The sequence below is a fragment of the Aquimarina sp. EL_43 genome, assembly GCF_943422735.1.
GTDB classification, from domain to species: Bacteria; Bacteroidota; Bacteroidia; order Flavobacteriales; family Flavobacteriaceae; genus Aquimarina; species Aquimarina megaterium.
The window spans coordinates 1,254,825-1,269,193 of sequence record NZ_CALSBR010000001.1; the positions used below are offsets into that span (position 1 = coordinate 1,254,825).

Annotated in this window: 20 protein-coding genes; 4 read left to right on the forward strand and 16 right to left on the reverse strand. The window is 33.6% G+C overall.

Annotated features, from left to right (window positions below):
- A complete protein-coding gene (locus NNL09_RS05775) occupies window positions 1-405 on the forward strand; it encodes an ACT domain-containing protein (RefSeq protein ID WP_025664434.1) in 405 nt (134 codons plus the stop codon).
- Between the two features lies 1 nt (window position 406).
- Here the strand turns inward: NNL09_RS05775 and upp are convergent, their stop codons facing one another.
- The 4 genes from upp to NNL09_RS05795 form a co-directional block, all read right to left on the reverse strand.
- Complete coding sequence (upp, locus tag NNL09_RS05780; RefSeq protein ID WP_196909415.1) at window positions 407-1,060, reverse strand: uracil phosphoribosyltransferase; 654 nt, start codon at window positions 1,058-1,060, stop codon at window positions 407-409.
- A gap of 90 nt (window positions 1,061-1,150) precedes the next feature.
- The gene (aat, locus tag NNL09_RS05785; protein ID WP_196909416.1) at window positions 1,151-1,789 is read right to left on the reverse strand and encodes a leucyl/phenylalanyl-tRNA--protein transferase; all 639 of its coding nucleotides are present in this window, start codon (window positions 1,787-1,789) and stop codon (window positions 1,151-1,153) included.
- Window positions 1,790-2,010: 221 nt separating this feature from the next.
- A complete protein-coding gene (locus tag NNL09_RS05790) occupies window positions 2,011-2,382 on the reverse strand; it encodes a DUF3127 domain-containing protein (RefSeq protein WP_025664437.1) in 372 nt (123 codons plus the stop codon).
- Window positions 2,383-2,394: 12 nt separating this feature from the next.
- Window positions 2,395-3,267, reverse strand: coding sequence for a flavin reductase family protein (locus NNL09_RS05795; protein ID WP_196909417.1), 873 nt, complete (start codon window positions 3,265-3,267; stop codon window positions 2,395-2,397).
- 135 nt (window positions 3,268-3,402) lie between these two features.
- On the opposite strand from NNL09_RS05795, the gene NNL09_RS05800 reads away from it, so the two are divergent.
- Together NNL09_RS05800 and NNL09_RS05805 are read left to right on the forward strand one after the other, a co-directional pair.
- The gene (locus tag NNL09_RS05800) at window positions 3,403-4,590 is read left to right on the forward strand and encodes a HAMP domain-containing sensor histidine kinase (RefSeq protein WP_025664439.1); all 1,188 of its coding nucleotides are present in this window, start codon (window positions 3,403-3,405) and stop codon (window positions 4,588-4,590) included.
- 81 nt (window positions 4,591-4,671) lie between these two features.
- Window positions 4,672-5,031, forward strand: coding sequence for a hypothetical protein (locus NNL09_RS05805; protein WP_025664440.1), 360 nt, complete (start codon window positions 4,672-4,674; stop codon window positions 5,029-5,031).
- Here NNL09_RS05805 and NNL09_RS05810 read toward each other — a convergent pair.
- The 3 genes from NNL09_RS05810 to greA form a co-directional block, all read right to left on the reverse strand.
- Window positions 5,028-5,438 (reverse strand): thioesterase family protein, encoded by a 411-nt coding sequence (locus NNL09_RS05810; RefSeq protein WP_025664441.1) that lies wholly within the window; start codon window positions 5,436-5,438, stop codon window positions 5,028-5,030. The genes NNL09_RS05805 and NNL09_RS05810 overlap by 4 nt on opposite strands.
- A gap of 4 nt (window positions 5,439-5,442) precedes the next feature.
- Entirely contained in the window at window positions 5,443-5,832 is a 390-nt protein-coding gene (locus NNL09_RS05815; protein ID WP_025664442.1) for an HIT family protein, read from the reverse strand.
- Between the two features lie 126 nt (window positions 5,833-5,958).
- Window positions 5,959-6,435, reverse strand: a complete 477-nt coding sequence (gene greA / locus NNL09_RS05820; protein ID WP_025664443.1) for a transcription elongation factor GreA — start codon at window positions 6,433-6,435, stop codon at window positions 5,959-5,961.
- A 120-nt stretch (window positions 6,436-6,555) separates the two neighbouring features.
- Between greA and NNL09_RS05825 the strand changes: the two genes are divergently transcribed.
- On the forward strand, window positions 6,556-6,987 hold the full coding sequence (locus NNL09_RS05825; RefSeq protein ID WP_025664444.1) for a hypothetical protein: 432 nt from the start codon (window positions 6,556-6,558) through the stop codon (window positions 6,985-6,987).
- A 27-nt stretch (window positions 6,988-7,014) separates the two neighbouring features.
- Here the strand turns inward: NNL09_RS05825 and NNL09_RS05830 are convergent, their stop codons facing one another.
- The 9 genes from NNL09_RS05830 to thiC form a co-directional block, all read right to left on the reverse strand.
- Window positions 7,015-7,425 (reverse strand): hypothetical protein, encoded by a 411-nt coding sequence (locus NNL09_RS05830; RefSeq protein WP_196909418.1) that lies wholly within the window; start codon window positions 7,423-7,425, stop codon window positions 7,015-7,017.
- Window positions 7,426-7,486: 61 nt separating this feature from the next.
- Window positions 7,487-8,626 (reverse strand): 2-iminoacetate synthase ThiH, encoded by a 1,140-nt coding sequence (gene thiH, locus NNL09_RS05835; protein WP_025664446.1) that lies wholly within the window; start codon window positions 8,624-8,626, stop codon window positions 7,487-7,489.
- A complete protein-coding gene (locus tag NNL09_RS05840; protein WP_025664447.1) occupies window positions 8,626-8,976 on the reverse strand; it encodes a four helix bundle protein in 351 nt (116 codons plus the stop codon). Before NNL09_RS05840 ends, thiH begins: the two co-directional genes overlap by 1 nt.
- Window positions 8,977-9,063: 87 nt before the next feature.
- Entirely contained in the window at window positions 9,064-9,837 is a 774-nt protein-coding gene (locus NNL09_RS05845; protein ID WP_196909419.1) for a thiazole synthase, read from the reverse strand.
- 3 nt (window positions 9,838-9,840) lie between these two features.
- Complete coding sequence (locus NNL09_RS05850; RefSeq protein WP_231389219.1) at window positions 9,841-10,476, reverse strand: thiamine phosphate synthase; 636 nt, start codon at window positions 10,474-10,476, stop codon at window positions 9,841-9,843.
- A 67-nt stretch (window positions 10,477-10,543) separates the two neighbouring features.
- Entirely contained in the window at window positions 10,544-11,008 is a 465-nt protein-coding gene (locus tag NNL09_RS05855; protein ID WP_196909421.1) for a GNAT family N-acetyltransferase, read from the reverse strand.
- 10 nt (window positions 11,009-11,018) lie between these two features.
- A complete protein-coding gene (locus NNL09_RS05860) occupies window positions 11,019-11,795 on the reverse strand; it encodes a hydroxymethylpyrimidine/phosphomethylpyrimidine kinase (protein WP_196909422.1) in 777 nt (258 codons plus the stop codon).
- 17 nt (window positions 11,796-11,812) lie between these two features.
- Window positions 11,813-12,415 (reverse strand): thiamine phosphate synthase, encoded by a 603-nt coding sequence (locus NNL09_RS05865; protein ID WP_025664452.1) that lies wholly within the window; start codon window positions 12,413-12,415, stop codon window positions 11,813-11,815.
- Between the two features lie 92 nt (window positions 12,416-12,507).
- The gene (gene thiC / locus NNL09_RS05870) at window positions 12,508-14,367 is read right to left on the reverse strand and encodes a phosphomethylpyrimidine synthase ThiC (RefSeq protein WP_025664453.1); all 1,860 of its coding nucleotides are present in this window, start codon (window positions 14,365-14,367) and stop codon (window positions 12,508-12,510) included.
- Window positions 14,368-14,369: the final 2 nt, after the last annotated feature.

The following is a 14,369-nucleotide window of genomic DNA, read 5'->3' on the forward strand; positions in this document are numbered from 1 at the left end:
ATGAGTGGAGAAACTAATTTAACTACTTTAATCAGAAACATGTCTCCTGTATTACAAGCTGGTGAGTTTGTTTTTTCTACAGTAAAAAATACAGATCATATTCCCAGAGAAGATAGTATTGGTGAATTTAAAGAACCCGAAGGAGTAACTATTATAATTGATCGTAAAAAGGCAGAACATCTTAATCTTTCTTATGAATATATTGCTTCATGGATAACTTTAGAAATCCATTCTTCGCTGGATGCAGTAGGCCTTACAGCTATTTTTTCGACAGAATTAGCAAAACATAAAATTAGCTGCAATGTAATTGCCGGCTATTATCATGATCATATTTTCGTTGACAAAAAAGATGAACATAAAGCAATTAATGTGTTAAAGAAACTATCAAAAAATTATAAAGGATAGCTTACAGTTTTATTCCAAAAGATAAATCTCCTGCATCACCTAGGCCAGGAATAATATAGCTCTTATCATTTAATTTTTGATCAACCGCAGCAATCCAGAGATGAGTATTTTCGGGAAAAACATTTTTAATATATGATATCCCTTGCTCTGAGCCTATTACAGAAACAATATGCACTTGTTCGGGGATACCATGTTTTTTCATCGCAATAAATGTATTTTCCAGAGTCTTTCCTGTTGCCAACATTGGATCTGCCAAAATCAAGGTTTTATCTTTCAAAGAAGGCGAAGCCAGGTATTTTACCACAATTTCAAAATCATCATCATTATTTTGATGATCTCTATAGGCCGAAATAAATCCGTTCTCTGCTGTATCAAAATAATTTAATAATCCTTGATGCAATGGTAATCCGGCTCTAAGAATAGAACACAATACGAGTGCATTTTTAGGCACAGAAATTTCTTTGGTTCCCAAAGGGGTTTGAATTGTTCTAGTTTCATAATCCAGCGCTGTACTTAGTTCGTAACTTAGGATTTCGCCTATCCGTTCGATATTCTTCCTAAAACGCATTGCATCTTTCTGTATAGTAACATCTCTTAATTCTAAAACAAATTGATTTAAAATTGAATTTTTTAATCCTAAATTATGAATAACCATTGATACTGCATTTTAAGAAGTTATTAAAACTATTATTTCCTGTTACTTTTTGAAATCAATTGAAGATCAGAATAGCTTCCTAATCATATATTATTTCAAATATTTTATAAACGTGGTCCTGGTAATTTCTCTGGCACCCAAGCTTGCCAAATGATCAGTATACACCTGGCAATCGATCAATTGTATCTCTTTTTTTATTAACCACTCTACCAAAGTAATAAAACCATATTTAGAAGCATTACTTACTTTAGAAAACATACTCTCACCACAAAATACTTTTTTATCTTCTAACAAAACCCCGTACAAACCTCCTACCAAAACAGATTGTTCCCAAACCTCAACAGAAATAGCATATCCTAATTGGTGAAGTTTTGTATATGCCTTTTGCATATCATTTGTAATCCAGGTACCTTCTTGTTCTGGCCGTTTGATTGTTGCACAGTGTTGTACAACACTATCAAAGGCCTTATTAAATGTTACTTCAAACTTATTTTTTCTGATAAGTTGACGCATACTTTTACTTACTCTAAGCTCTGGCGGAAAAAGTACCATTCTGGGATCTGGACTATACCATAGGATCGGTTGATCCTCATCATACCAGGGAAAAATCCCATTATGATATGCCTTTAGTAATCTATCAACAGAAAGATCTCCTCCTATAGCCAAAAGACCATTAGCATCAGCAAGAGTAACCGGTGGAAATTGTATTGAATCTGTTAAAATGTACAAAATATACTTATAAACCTTTATACAACGTTAAATATCAATCAGTTGTTTGAATTGACCAAAAAAATCGCAATATTTGTTAGGACCTTTTAAGATAAATTTTGTTCATCATTGCTTTTTTGAGTTTTATTAAAAGGTTAACCTAAAACCACAATAATGAAAAGTCCGATATTATCTTATATCGGACTTTTTTCTTTTTATTAAATAGTGTACTTAAAACCTATTTAGAATGGTAAATCATCATGTTCTTCTTCAGAAAAATCTTTTGCAGGTTCAAAAGCGTCTACCGGTGGAGTTGGAGGAGCACTTTGAGCTACAGGTTGCAAGCTCTCAATTCTCCATCCCTGGATAGAATTAAAATACTTAGTTTCTCCTTGTGGATTTACCCACTCACGACCACGTAAATTAATACTTATTTTCACATCCTGACCAACTTGAAAAGGATTTAATAAGTCACATTTATCCTGAACAAACTCTACCATGATATGCTGTGGGTATTGCTCTTCAGTAGTAACTACAATTTCTCTCTTTCTAAAACCATTGCTTCCAAAGGTTTGAGTCTCACCGATCATCTTTACTTTACCTTGTACTTCCATCTTATTGAATTATTATTTTGCTGCTAAAATGTTCCATGCCGTATCCATATCATCCTGATCGAGATACTGCTTTGCAAATTTATGAATTTCTATTAGGTTAGCCTCCTGAATTTTATCCTTAATATCATTATGGTTATTAACAAATTCTAAAGCTTCAGATTTTGTTGGCATTCCTTCTACATTTCCTAGTTTACCTAAATCATTTCCTGTAAAAACAGTACTGTTTCTTACTTCTTCTGGCAATGCATCTACACCAATTCCTATTGAACTTAATGGTTTAGGCACTTCAAACATTCCCATATTGGCTCTACTATACCAATTACCTCCCATACGAGCAACCTGATCTATCTTATGCTGATCTATTCTATTATTTTCGTCCATAACATTCTCATTAATATGCATAAGAACGACTTCGCAGATAATAAGATTACCAGCTCCCCCTTCAGTACCCATAGGAACTACCTGATTAACCTTACATTCAAACTGTACCGGAGATTCCCCTACACGATACGCTTTGACTTTTTCTGAAGGAACCATGGTAAGCCCAGATTTTACAAACTCGTTAACTCCCTCTGGATACTCTGTACTTGATAATGACATCTGCTGTACAATATCATAATTCACAATATTAATGACTACTTCTTTGGTAGATTTTGCATTTTCTAATGTATGTTTAGTCGTATTATCTCTAACTCTTCTTGCCGGAGAAAAAATAAGAATCGGTGGATTCGCACTAAATACATTAAAAAAACTAAACGGAGATAAATTAGCATTGCCATTTACATCCATCGTGCTAGCAAAAGCTATAGGTCTGGGACCGATTGCTCCAAGAATTAAGCCATGTAATTTTCCTGTAGTAACCTCTGATGGATCGATTGTAATCATAATTTGTTTTATATTGAGCAAATATAACCAAAGTTTGGTTTTAGAATCATTAAAAAAACAGGTTTTAGAATCTGTTTTATAAACAATAAAATCGTTTTAAAACGTTTATATTTAGGATTTAGTTAACTAGTCTGTATGAATTTTTCTGATGAGCGTAATTTTTCGAGCTATTTTATTATTATAGCTGTTTTAGTTATAACTGGCCTAGTTTTATGGAATACATCGTTATTCATGCAACGTCTTAAAGATGATGAACGAACTAAAGTTGAGATATGGGTGCAATCCCAGAAAGCATTAGACAGCGAACAATCTGATGACTATCTAGAGTTATCTATTGTTATCAATACAACAAACAAATCTATTCCTATCATCATTACAGATTCTAAAGGTGACTTTATTAGAGATTCTTTAGGAAAACCTGATCCTAGTTATTTTAAAAACTTATCTAAAAATGAGATAACAGATGAAGAAAAACTCAAATCATTTTTAAAAACGTTAAAATCAGAAAACGACCCAATAGAACTCGATCTGAAAGATACCGTTCAATATATTTATTACGGAAATTCTGATATTTTAAATAAATTGAAATATTACCCAATGACTATTGCCATCATTATATTTCTATTAATTGGAGTAATTTATTTCTTTTTTACTACCTCTAAAGCTAGTGAGCAAAACAAACTTTGGGCAGGTATGGCTAAAGAAACTGCTCACCAAATAGGCACACCATTATCCTCGTTGGTGGGATGGAATGAAATCCTGAAAACCGAAAATGTAAATCCAGAATATATCGTAGAAATAGAAAAGGATATTGAGCGGCTAAAGATAATTACAGAACGTTTTTCTAAAATTGGTTCTATTCCTAATCTCGAAGATGTTGATATTGTAGAAGAAACCCGAAATGCCTATACATATCTTCAATCCAGAAGCTCTAAACTTATTAATTTCTCACTTAATTTACCAGATAAACCTATTCATGTATCATTAAACTCCCAATTATATAGCTGGACAATCGAAAACCTCGTAAAAAACGCTATTGATGCAATGCGAGGGAAAGGAGATCTTAATATTGATCTTATAGATGATGCAAAGCGGGTATTTATACGAATTAAAGACACAGGTAAGGGTATTCCTAAAAGTAAATTCACCAAAATTTTTGAGCCTGGATATACATCTAAGAGCAGAGGGTGGGGTCTGGGTCTATCCCTATCAAAAAGAATTATAGAAGAATACCACTTAGGAAAAATTAAAGTTCTTAAATCAGATATTGGTAAAGGCACTACTTTTCAAATTACACTTCGCAAGTCTGGAGTTACTTCTTAATATTAAATTTTCTTAAAAAGGTATAACAATATTTTTTTCACAACGTTATAGAATACCTATTAAACGCCAAATCTAAACAAAGTGAAAACTGAATATATTATTTTAAAAGAAACAACTCTTAACAATAATTGTCCAGAATGCTACTCTACTGATGGCATGATACTTTCTTTCAAACAACAAAGACTAAAATCAAAACTTCTGGTCAAAACCAAAAGTAATATTGTCGAAAGTATTAACTGTAATAAATGCGAAAATCAAATTTTCCCAGGACAATGGACTACAGATATAGAAAGAGTATATGATTACCATAAAAAAACAATCACTCGCCAATCTGGATCACTGCGTTTTACCAAATTGTTTTATATTCTATTATTTATTGGGATTGCTATCGCTGCTTTTGTATACATCTATCTTTACAGATCTGATCTTTTAGGAATCTAATATTGTTTCATAATCTGGCGTAATTCATCTGTAATCAAAAAGGTTTTATCTGCATTAAAATCAAAACAAACTGCTACATCATGACCTTCTGCACAAAGTACTCCTTCATCATTATACAAATGATGATGTAACCCAAAACTAGAGTTTTTAATAAACTCAACTCTAGTTTTGATTATTACATTTCCCGGAAAAAACAACGGGTTTTTAAAATCACATTGTGTAGAAACCAGCATAGGTCCTTTTTTAGTTTCGGCATATAATGTTGCCAAACCGGTTACTTCCCAGAATTGAACACGTGCACTTTGCATATATTTCATAAAATTCACATTGTTCACATGCTGATACGTATCCATCTCACTCCAATCAATTCGAAGTTGTAGAGATAGTTTAAAACCTGATTCCTGCATACACTTATAAATTCGATTGAATTTCTTTTGCCAGTGCTTTAAATTCTGATTCTGACATAGAAATTTTATGCTGAAAAGTCATTTCTTTCATTTCATTTAGCGGAATTAAGTGTACGTGTACATGCGGGACTTCTAAACCTACGACGGCAATACCGACACGTTTACAGGAGACTGTTTTCTCTATAGCTTTTGCTACTTTACGAGAAAAACGCATTAACTCCAGATATTCGTCTTCATCCAGATCAAATATTTTATCTTCTTCTTTTTTAGGAATACAAAGTGTATGTCCTTTTGCATTTGGACTAATATCCAAAAAGGCGTAATAATTCTCATCTTCGGCCACTGTATATGATGGAATTTCGCCATTTACAATTTTAGTAAATAGGGTAGACATTAATTAAATTTTAGTTGGGTTACGGTTTTCGAAATATAGTTTATTTATCTGTAAGTCAAAACCATAAAAAAGCCTTTTTTAAAAAATTAAAAAAGGCTTGTAACAAAATTTAAGAAATTGTTTCTTTTATTCTCTTGTAATCTCTACAACATCAAACTTCATAATCCCGTTAGGCACTTGTATTTCAGCTATTTCGCCAACACTTTTTCCTAATAGACCTTTTCCGATAGGAGAATCTACAGATATCTTTCCAGTTTTAAGATCTGCTTCACTTTGCGCTACCAGTTTATAAGTCATTTCGGCACCATTAGTTTGGTTTTTGATCTTTACAGTAGAATGTATAAGAGCCTTAGATGTGTCTAATTGAGATTCGTCAATTAAACGTGCATTCGAAAGAGTCTCTTCTAATTTAGAAATTCTCATCTCTAATAATCCCTGTGCTTCTTTTGCGGCATCATACTCGGCATTTTCACTTAAATCCCCTTTATCACGCGCTTCAGCTATCGCTTGAGAAGCTTTTGGGCGCTCTACATCCTTAAGCTGACCTAGTTCGTCTCTTAGTTTTTTAAGCCCCTCGGCAGTATAATAAGATACTTTGCTCATAACTTCATCGTTTATATAAATACAAAAAATCCCACAAGAATGGGATTTGTTATTCAAAGATAACAAAAATTTTACTGAAGACTGCAAATTTACGTAATTTGCCAATACAATAGTAGTGTTATGAAAAAGACTTTATTTTTTGCAAGTATTCTTTTGATTTTATCATGTAGTAGTGATGATAATGGAGATAATAATCAATTTCTACCTCCTTCGAGCGTTAATTATCAAATCAATCTTAATTTACCTCAATTTAACCCACTTAAATTTCCAAGTAATCATTTGGTAGATAACTCAGAAAACGGGAGTATTAAAGGAGTCATTATTTATAATATTGATAACACTCAATATTCAGCTTTTGAGCTTAGCGACCCTAATCATTCTCCTAGTTCTTGCTCTACTCAGACGATTGATGGAATTACCTCGACTTGCAATTGCGATGACGGAAACAGTTACAATATTATTACCGGACAGCAAACCTCTGGAGATGGTCAATTTGGATTAAGGCGATATAATGTGCGACGAGAAGGAAATACGTTATTTATATCTAACTAACTGTACAAAGAAAAAAACAGCTTGTTTTTAATCTACATCTTGTTTTTTTGAAATCACAATTTTAAAAGAAAGCGGAAAATCAAAATCCATTAACTTAAATTCATACTCATCGTTCCAAAAGGAAGGCGTATATGTATATTCTGTTTTTCCTAGTAAACCGTACCTGCAAACCTCTACTTCTCCACAACTATTCCCTTTAGAAAGCGATAGTTGTACACCCGTCTTTGTTGGACCACCGGCACCATGTGTTGGGCGTTTATGAGAATAACCTGTTAATAGAATAGACAAAGAATCTGTAAGCATTACTGGTATATTAGGTTTTAGCTCGACCAGTATTGGGTTTGTATATTGTATTGTTCCTGTATTTTCTTCTTGTTGGGCATAACTTAAATGATTCCAAAAAAGAAAAAGAGAAATTACAGTAATTATCCTACTCATAAAAATAAAATTACACATCCTATATTCAAAACAGTTTTTTAGCCCTTAAATATATTACAATTTATTTCCAATTATAGGCCCAATCTTTCCAAACCACTTCTAACCCCTTATTTTTAAGCATTTTCACTACATCTCCTGTAGAGCGTTCATCAGAAATTTCGAACTGTTCTAAAGACTGTGGTTCTACTACATAACCTCCTGGATTAGTTTTAGACTCGGCGCTTATAGAAGTGATTCCGAGATTTACAACATGCTCTCTAAACACTTCACTTTCTCGAGTAGACATAGACAACTCTACATCTTCATCTAACAATCGAAAAGCACATATCAACTGCACCAAATCTGAATCTGTCATTGCTACTTTTGGTTCTAGCCCACCGCTATGTGGTCTTAGTCTCGGAAAGGATATCGAATATTTTGTTTTCCAGTATGTTTTTTGCAAATAGTTAAGATGCAATGCTGTAAAAAAACTATCTGCTCTCCAATCCTCTAATCCAAAAAGGGCTCCTAACCCTATTTTATGAATTCCTGCTTTACCTAATCGGTCCGGAGTTTCTAATCGATAATCAAAATTAGATTTCCTTCCTTTTGGATGATGTTTTTTATACTCTTCTTTGTGATATGTTTCTTGATACACCAATACGGCATACAAACCATTTTTAATTAATAGTTCATAGTCTGACTGATCTAATGGCTGCACCTCTATCGTAATATTGGCAAATTTTGATTGTATGAGTTGTATGGCATTATTGATATAATCTACTCCCACTGTCCTATTAGCTTCTCCCGTAACCAAAAGGATGTGATCATAGCCTTTGGACTTTAGAAAACCTACTTCTTTTAGAATTTCTTTATCGGTTAATGTTCTTCTCGGAATTTTATTAGTCATACTAAATCCACAATACGTACATATATTTTGGCATTCATTACTTAAGTACATCGGGGTATACATCTGGATGGTATTGCCAAAACGTTTTTTAGTAGTATAGCTACTTATTTGCGCCATATGTTCTAAATATGGTTTTGCAGTAGGAGAAATCAATGCCTTAAAATCTTCAAGATCTCTTTTAGGTTTTTCAAGAGCATGAACAACATCTGCTTCTGTCTTAGAAAAAATACTGGAAAGTGTTGCTTCCCAATTATATTGCTCGAATATATCTTTGAAACTGGTATCAGGTAACGGGTATCGGGCATCTGTCATTACTTAATTGCTTTAACTAAATTAAACAACATCTTTCTGATAAAAACTACCTTGTTTAACAGATCATTTGCTTGTTCTTTTTCTAAATAGCCTAAATCTTTTGATAAAATCAAAAGATATTCGACCTCTGAAATAGATCCAGAAGCAATTCGTAAGAATCTTGCAAATTCTTTGTTGGAATCATGACCACAACCTTCAGATATATTGGTTGGAACAGAAGTGGATGCTCTTCTTAGTTGTGATATAATCCCAAACCTCTCGTCATCAGGAAACCGCTTAGTTAATTCATAAATTAGTAAACATAATTTATGGCTTTCTTTCCAAACTTTTAATTCTTTAAAATCTCTCATAAACATATTTTAATCAGTTTCTAAGTATCACTTTTCGACATTACCCCCAATACCCGAAACCTGATACCCAAATTCTGATACCTCTTTTTAACCTTGTGTTAAAAATGATGTTAACGGGCTGCTCGCCTCTGCATGTTGTCTAACAGGAGCTAATTTTGAGTCATATGCCATACGACCTGCCTCTACAGCCATTTTAAATGCTTTTGCCATCGTTATTGGTTGTTGAGACACTGCAATAGCCGTATTTACTAATACTGCGTCTGCACCAATCTCCATCGCTTGTGCCGCATGAGAAGGGCTTCCGATACCAGCATCTACAATTACAGGAACATTACTTTGATCTATGATAATTTCTAAAAACTCTAATGTTTTTAATCCTTTATTGCTTCCTATTGGAGCACCCAAAGGCATTACACATTGTACTCCCACTTCTTCTAAGCGTTTACACAAAACCGGATCTGCATGAATATATGGCATGACCACAAATCCTTGTTTTACTAATTCTGAAGCAGCGTTTAGGGTTTCTATAGGGTCTGGCAATAAATATTTTGGATCTGGATGAATTTCTAATTTTATCCAGTTTGTCTCTAAAGCTTCTCTTGCTAATTGCGCTGCAAAAACCGCCTCCTTAGCATCACGAACTCCAGACGTATTAGGAAGTAAATTAATTCTGGGATGATCCAAATGTTTTAATATATCATCATTTTCATTATTAACATCAACTCTCTTTAATGCTACTGTTATTAATTCACTTTCTGATATAAGTAATGCATCCCTCATTAACTGAGAAGAGCTAAATTTTCCTGTACCCGTAAATAAACGGGATGAAAATTCTTTATCTGCAATTTTTAATTTTTCCATTTCTTAACGATTAGCTGGTAGCTTTTGAACCATTAGTTTTTTTATAGTTTTTATTTTTTTCTCCAGATTTACCTGGTTTGTCAACTCTCCCGAAACAGCAATTCCTGATATTCCTGTCTGCATAAGTGTGGTAATATCCTTTTCTGTAATTCCTCCTATTGCAACAACAGGTATTTCTGCATTTTCATTTTTAAGTTGACTAAGAATATTTTGACAGCCATCAATTCCTAACACCGGACTTAGTTTTTTTTTAGTTATTGTATGCTTATAAGGGCCAAGACCTATATAATCTACACCATCTTTAATATGTTGTAAACAGTTTTCTATAGTATTTGCAGTACCACCTATAATAAAATTATCACCAAGAATTTTTCTTGCCTCTCCTGGGTTCATATCATTTAATCCCAAATGTATGCCATCTGCCAGAACAGCTTTTGCCACACTTACATTATCATTAACAATCATAATAGCATCATATTGATCACAGATATTACGGCATTGTATTGCCGTATCCAGATACGTTGCTATGTCTTCATCTTTAAGACGTAGTTGTATCCATTTGCAACCAGCTTTGCAAGCATTCTTTATATTTTTAAGATGTTCCTGTGGAGTTTTACCTTGTGAAATATATTGAAGCATAGTCATTAGTTTTAAGAAGTTATGGAGTTAAGAATTGCTTTAGAATAACTGTTTAACAATTTGCTTATTATTTTATATTTAATTCCATAACAGGTAAAAACCTGTTTGGGATATCACTTTTTATTCTACTAACTGTTTTAAACCCAAATTTGATGTAGAACTTTTCGGCTTTAGGTTCTGCATATAATTGAATCTTTTCAAAATGACTTTTTTTCATTTTTTTCAAAAAATCATTTATCAAAACAGAACCATATCCTTTCCCAATACTATCAGGGTGGAGAAATATATTATCTAGTTCAACTACTTTATCTTCTTTCTCTATATAAGAATAATATCCTTTTAGATCATTTCCGCAAGTTATTTTATACACTTTATTTTCAATAATATAATCCTTTGTCATAGTAAGATCTTTCTCCCATTTTTTAATTTGCTTGTCATCATATCCCCAAAATGCTTTTGATATTTTGGTCAAGCTAGTTATTTCTTCAGCATCGTTAACATCGGCCTCTACTATTGTTTCTTTATTCATCATACTAATCAATCTAAATCTTATGATACCCCAACAGGCTACTATTAGAACTCAGTACTTTTTCGGTATACCTTTTTCCTCTATAACAAGCTTTGAGCAAAGGAAACCCTAATGCCAAATATGTTGTAATTGCAGAAGAAAGTACACAACCGCTTCCGTGTTTTTCTGATATGTTTTGTCTTTTTGGATTAAACACAAACTGTTTCTCATTGTTAGTAAACAGCTCATCTTTTCCGATTGCTTCTTTTCTATGTCCTCCTTTAAGAAAAAGATTCGTTTTATTAGCAATATGAGCGATTGTTTCTTCAATAGTTTTACCTGTATACAACCTTTCTATTTCATTATAATTGGGTGTTAGAAGGTAAATTTTGTTTAATATTTCCTCAAACTGTTTTTCAATATTATTCTGATCATCCAAATTGTCATTATAAGAATGAAAATTAAAATCAGAACTAGATGTTAATACTGGATCTAAAACAATTTTAATTGCATTATTTTTTTCTAATACAACATCAATAATTTGATTGAGTACTTCCCAGTTTTGAACGATTCCTATTTTTACATACGTTATTGCAAACCGATCAAATAGTATATCTATTTGATTTTTAATCACGTCAAAATCCATCCATTGGCACGATGCAAATTCAACATCATTCTGGATCGTATTTGCGGTACAAACAGACAGACCGTAGCCTTTTAACGCTTCGATTGTTTTAACATCTGCAGTAAGCCCGGCTCCGTTAGATGGATCAAAACCTGCTATAGTAAGTATGTACGGTCTTTTTATCATTCCTACTAAGAGTTGCTTTACGTAGTTTGTATTGTTTTAAGCTTATCATAAATCATTTTGAAACTTTCTAACGAATCCTCTGTATTCCATATTCCTCCTAAAACACCTACTCCTTTAAATCCCAGATCAAATGTTGCTTGTAATGTACTTTCATTAATCCCTCCCATTCCTATTACAAATTCATTTAGATCAGTAACATCAAATCCTTTTCCTGTATAACCAACTTTTGAAATTGAACTAAAAACAGGACTTAATAACACATACTCAAAAGTAGCCGGGCAATTTTTTATATCCTCTTTAGAATGAAAGGAACTACTTACTTTATAGTCTTTTGTTTTATAATCATAAATATATTCTTCTAGTTTTTCTTCTAAATCCAATCGTGGTTGTTCCTGAATATGAATTCCTCTCAAATTAAATTCTTCACATAACTCATGAAATTGATGTATCATAATACGGTTGTGGTATTTTGTGTCAATTTGATTGAGCAAAACTCTGTATCCTTCAATATTCATAGTTGGTTTACGAAAATGTAATATTTCTAAACCATTATCGAATAGTGAATTGATTTTATCGGCTTCACTTTCTAATTCTTGTTCTGAGGTTAATATGATTAGCATAGATTAAATATCAGGTTTTAGCTATCGGCCATTGGATATCAGTGATCAGGTATCAGTAATTCACTGAAAGCCTAACACCTTATACTTGAGACCTACAAATATACTTCGCTTCCTTTTTCTTTAAATTCTTCTGCTTTTTCCTGCATCCCTGCTTCGAGTGCTTTTCGGTCATCAATTTCTTTTTTTGCAGCATAATCGCGTACTTCTTGAGATATTTTCATCGAACAGAATTTTGGACCGCACATACTACAGAAATGAGCAATTTTTGCACCTTCCGCGGGTAGTGTTTCATCGTGATATTCTCTTGCCAGTTCTGGATCCAGAGATAAATTGAATTGATCTTCCCATCGAAACTCAAAACGCGCTTTACTTAAGGCATCATCTCGATGTTGCGCTCCTGGATGTCCTTTTGCTAAATCTGCGGCATGCGCTGCCAGTTTATAAGTAATCACTCCCGTACGTACATCTTCTTTATTTGGTAATCCTAAATGTTCTTTTGGGGTCACATAACATAACATGGCAGTCCCATACCAACCTATCATAGCAGCTCCGATTCCCGAAGTGATATGGTCGTATCCGGGAGCAATATCAGTGGTCAAAGGGCCTAAGGTATAAAAAGGCGCTTCTCCACAAGCTTCTAATTGCTTATCCATATTTGCTTTGATCATATGCATTGGCACATGTCCTGGTCCCTCGATAAAGGTTTGTACATCGTGTTTCCAAGCAATTTTTGTTAATTCTCCCAGTGTTTCTAGCTCTGCAAACTGTGCCTCGTCATTAGCATCTGCAATACAACCCGGGCGTAACCCATCTCCTAAGGAAAATGCCACATCATAGGCTTTCATGATCTCGCATATTTCTTCAAAATGTGTATATAAAAAACTCTCTTTATGATGCGCAAGACACCATTTTGCCATAATAGACCCTCCTCTAGAAACGATACCGGTGATACGCTTTGCCGTCATAGGCACATATGCTAAACGCACTCCTGCATGAATGGTGAAATAATCTACTCCCTGTTCTGCCTGTTCGATCAATGTATCTTTAAAAATTTCCCAGGTTAAATCTTCGGCTTTACCATTCACTTTTTCTAATGCTTGATAGATAGGTACAGTTCCTATAGGTACAGGTGAGTTACGAATAATCCACTCACGGGTTTCATGTATATTTTTTCCTGTAGAAAGATCCATAATATTATCTGCTCCCCAGCGGCATGCCCATACTGCTTTTTCTACTTCTTCTTCGATACTTGATGTTGTTGCAGAATTACCAATATTGGCATTGATTTTTACCAAAAAATTTCTCCCCAAAATCATAGGTTCACTTTCTGGGTGATTGATATTAGATGGTATAACAGCTCTTCCTCTGGCAACTTCTTCTCTTACAAATTCTGGAGTAATTACCTCGGGAATACTAGCTCCAAAATCTTGACCGGGATGTTGTTTAGAAAGGCGTTTTACTTCTTGAAGTTTTTGGTTTTCGCGTATAGCCACATATTCCATTTCGGGAGTAATGATACCTTGTTTCGCATAATACATCTGGGAAACATTTTTTCCTTTTTTAGCTCGTTTTGGCTTGCGAAGATGATTAAATCGAAGATGATCCAAACTAGAATCATTTAGTCTCTTATTACAATATTCTGAAGAAAAACTATCTAATTCTTCTACATCTCCACGGTCTAAAACCCATTGCTCCCGAATAGGTTCGATCCCATTATGTACATTGATCTCTTTTGAAGGGTCGGTATATGGACCACTTGTATCATAAACAGTAACAGGTTGATTAACGGTTCTTTTTCCTGTAATGCTATCGACCGTATCACTTAACTCGATCTCTCGCATTGCTACTTTAACCTGTGGATGAATAGCTCCAGGTACATAGATTTTTTTTGAACTTGGAAAAGGTGTGGTACTAATTACGGTGTCCTGTGGTGCTGTATCTTTTTTCTTCATGA

What these genes read in the sequence shown, in the direction of transcription:
- NNL09_RS05775 (WP_025664434.1), top strand. Translation starts at nt 1, where the DNA reads ATGAGTGGAGAAACTAATTTAACTACTTTAATCAGAAACATGTCTCCT.
- upp (WP_196909415.1), bottom strand. Translation starts at nt 1,060, where the DNA reads ATGGTTATTCATAATTTAGGATTAAAAAATTCAATTTTAAATCAATTT.
- NNL09_RS05790 (WP_025664437.1), bottom strand. Translation starts at nt 2,382, where the DNA reads ATGGAAGTACAAGGTAAAGTAAAGATGATCGGTGAGACTCAAACCTTT.
- NNL09_RS05795 (WP_196909417.1), bottom strand. Translation starts at nt 3,267, where the DNA reads ATGATTACAATCGATCCATCAGAGGTTACTACAGGAAAATTACATGGC.
- NNL09_RS05800 (WP_025664439.1), top strand. Translation starts at nt 3,403, where the DNA reads ATGAATTTTTCTGATGAGCGTAATTTTTCGAGCTATTTTATTATTATA.
- NNL09_RS05810 (WP_025664441.1), bottom strand. Translation starts at nt 5,438, where the DNA reads ATGCAGGAATCAGGTTTTAAACTATCTCTACAACTTCGAATTGATTGG.
- NNL09_RS05815 (WP_025664442.1), bottom strand. Translation starts at nt 5,832, where the DNA reads ATGTCTACCCTATTTACTAAAATTGTAAATGGCGAAATTCCATCATAT.
- greA (WP_025664443.1), bottom strand. Translation starts at nt 6,435, where the DNA reads ATGAGCAAAGTATCTTATTATACTGCCGAGGGGCTTAAAAAACTAAGA.
- NNL09_RS05825 (WP_025664444.1), top strand. Translation starts at nt 6,556, where the DNA reads ATGAAAAAGACTTTATTTTTTGCAAGTATTCTTTTGATTTTATCATGT.
- NNL09_RS05830 (WP_196909418.1), bottom strand. Translation starts at nt 7,425, where the DNA reads ATGAGTAGGATAATTACTGTAATTTCTCTTTTTCTTTTTTGGAATCAT.
- thiH (WP_025664446.1), bottom strand. Translation starts at nt 8,626, where the DNA reads ATGACAGATGCCCGATACCCGTTACCTGATACCAGTTTCAAAGATATA.
- NNL09_RS05840 (WP_025664447.1), bottom strand. Translation starts at nt 8,976, where the DNA reads ATGAGAGATTTTAAAGAATTAAAAGTTTGGAAAGAAAGCCATAAATTA.
- NNL09_RS05845 (WP_196909419.1), bottom strand. Translation starts at nt 9,837, where the DNA reads ATGGAAAAATTAAAAATTGCAGATAAAGAATTTTCATCCCGTTTATTT.
- NNL09_RS05850 (WP_231389219.1), bottom strand. Translation starts at nt 10,476, where the DNA reads ATGCTTCAATATATTTCACAAGGTAAAACTCCACAGGAACATCTTAAA.
- NNL09_RS05855 (WP_196909421.1), bottom strand. Translation starts at nt 11,008, where the DNA reads ATGATGAATAAAGAAACAATAGTAGAGGCCGATGTTAACGATGCTGAA.
- NNL09_RS05860 (WP_196909422.1), bottom strand. Translation starts at nt 11,795, where the DNA reads ATGATAAAAAGACCGTACATACTTACTATAGCAGGTTTTGATCCATCT.
- NNL09_RS05865 (WP_025664452.1), bottom strand. Translation starts at nt 12,415, where the DNA reads ATGCTAATCATATTAACCTCAGAACAAGAATTAGAAAGTGAAGCCGAT.
- thiC (WP_025664453.1), bottom strand. Translation starts at nt 14,367, where the DNA reads ATGAAGAAAAAAGATACAGCACCACAGGACACCGTAATTAGTACCACA.